Origin of the sequence: Mesorhizobium sp. M7A.F.Ca.MR.362.00.0.0, assembly GCF_004023175.1 — a bacterium.
GTDB lineage: Bacteria > Pseudomonadota > Alphaproteobacteria > Rhizobiales > Rhizobiaceae > Mesorhizobium.
On sequence record NZ_RZTF01000031.1, the window covers coordinates 31,982 to 33,680 of the forward strand.

2 protein-coding genes are annotated in these 1,699 nt (G+C 60.7%); both read left to right on the forward strand.

All coding sequences use genetic code 11. The features are described from left to right. Positions 1 to 103: 103 nt before the first annotated feature. A complete protein-coding gene (locus EOC06_RS07065) occupies positions 104 to 991 on the forward strand; it encodes a carbohydrate ABC transporter permease (protein ID WP_127322195.1) in 888 nt (295 codons plus the stop codon). Then, positions 988 to 1,699: carbohydrate ABC transporter permease (locus EOC06_RS07070; RefSeq protein ID WP_164898494.1), on the forward strand; the 712-nt coding region annotated here is incomplete at its 3' end. The genes EOC06_RS07065 and EOC06_RS07070, both read left to right, overlap by 4 nt.

Here is a 1,699-nt window from a genome sequence, read left to right on the forward strand (position 1 = left end):
CCTCATCGCTTCGGCGGACTGATGCTGGAGGCAACCCGCCTCGCTCCCGGCCTTGCGAATGCGGGGCCGGGAATGCACCGCCCTTACCCAGCCGGCTGACGAGATGAGCAAGAGCGCACGCCCCAACCTTCTGTTCCGCAACCTCAATGCGAAGGTCGCCTCGATCCCGATGATCCTCACCGCCATGGTGGTTTTCGTCGGCGGCACCGTTTGGACGGTGCTCTATTCCTTCACCAATTCGAAGCTCCTGCCGCGGCTGAATTTCGTCGGACTCGACCAGTATTACCGGCTGTGGGCGGCGCCGCGCTGGCTGATCTCGATCGAGAACCTGTTGATCTACGGCGCGATCTCGCTGGTGTTCTCGCTGGTCATCGGTTTTCTGCTTGCCGCGCTGCTCGATCAGAAGATCCGCTTCGAGGACACGTTCCGCACCATCTTCCTCTATCCTTTCGCGCTCTCCTTCATCGTCACCGGCCTGGTCTGGCAGTGGTTGCTCAATCCGGATTTCGGCATCCAGCATGTCGTGCGGGACTTAGGCTGGACGAGCTTCAGCTTCGACCCGCTCTATAATTCCAGCATCGTCATCTACGGCATATCGATCGCTGCGCTGTGGCAAGGCACCGGGCTCATCATGTGCCTGATGCTGGCCGGCCTGCGCGGTATCGACGAAGACATCTGGAAGGCGGCGCGCGTGGATGGGATCCCGATGTGGAAGACCTATCTGTTCATCGTCATCCCGATGATGCGGCCGGTCTTCATCACCACGCTCGTCATCATCGCTTCCGGCATCGTCAAGGTCTATGACCTGGTCGTGGCCCAGACCAGCGGCGGCCCGGGCATCGCCTCCGAAGTGCCGGCCAAATACGTCTACGACTATATGTTCTTCGCCCAGAACCTCGGCCAGGGTTTTGCCGCCTCGACCATGATGCTGCTCTCGGTGGTGATCGTCATCGTGCCTTGGGCCTATCTCGAGTTCGGGCGGCGCAAATGAGCATTGCAGACATCACCGCTCAAGCAAGCGTTGCCGCCGGCGCGCAACAGGACATCGCAGGGCCCTACGGTCCAAAGCCGCGCCGCATGATTTCGCGCCGCAACGTCTTCCTCTACGGCACATTGTTCGTCATGGCGGTCTACTACCTCTTGCCGCTCTATGTCATGGTCGTCACCTCGCTCAAGGGCATGCCGGAGATCCGGCTTGGCAACATCTTCTCACCGCCGCTCGAGATCACCTTCGAGCCGTGGGTCAAGGCGTGGTCAACGGCCTGCACCGGTCTTAACTGCGACGGGCTCTCGCGCGGTTTCTGGAATTCGGTGCGGATCACCGTGCCGTCGGTTCTGCTGTCGATCGCCATCGCCTCGGTGAATGGTTATGCACTGGCCAATTGGCGCTTCAAGGGCGCCGATACGTTCTTCATCATCCTGATCGTCGGCGCCTTCATTCCCTACCAGGTGATGATCTATCCGATCGTCATCATCCTGCGCGAGATCGGCCTCTATGGCAGCCTCAGCGGGCTGGTGATTGTCCATTCCATTTTCGGCATGCCGATCCTGACGCTGCTGTTCCGCAATTATTTCGCCTCGATGCCGGAGGAGCTGTTCCGGGCGGCACGCGTCGACGGCGCCGGCTTCTGGGGCATCTTCCTGCGCATCATGCTGCCGATGTCGCTGCCGATCTTCGTCGTCGCCATCATCCTGCAGG

Bases quoted from the DNA above. Each gene is read 5' to 3' on its own strand.
- EOC06_RS07065 (WP_127322195.1), top strand. From the start codon at position 104: ATGAGCAAGAGCGCACGCCCCAACCTTCTGTTCCGCAACCTCAATGCG.